Raw genomic sequence first — 253 nt, 5'->3', positions numbered from 1 at the left:
CAGTTAGATGGAATTTTTTACTTATAAGTGCAATTTACACCTATCTGTTTTTAAAGTCAACACATTTGTTAGAAAATAGAAAAAAATAAAATATAGACTTGAAGTTTTATTCAGAATATTAGAAAATAGTGAATAGGTTGAATTGTTTCAAAAAAGAAAAAGGGAGTGTAGGTAAAGTGATTGATCAAAAATTCGATCCACTACAAGCATGGAAAAATGCTTATGAACAAACCGAAACATTTTGGGGAAAAGC

Annotated in this window: 1 pseudogene; it reads left to right on the top strand. The window is 28.1% G+C overall.

Annotated elements, in window-relative coordinates:
* Window positions 1-137: 137 nt before the first annotated feature.
* A pseudogene (locus tag SB717_RS37815) lies at window positions 138-253 on the top strand (polyhydroxyalkanoic acid synthase subunit PhaR); the annotation flags it as partial.

Origin of the sequence: Priestia sp. SIMBA_032 (genome assembly GCF_046535215.1) — a bacterium.
Taxonomy (GTDB): Bacteria; Bacillota; Bacilli; order Bacillales; family Bacillaceae_H; genus Priestia; species Priestia aryabhattai.
This window is presented reverse-complemented; position numbering and strand designations above follow the sequence as displayed.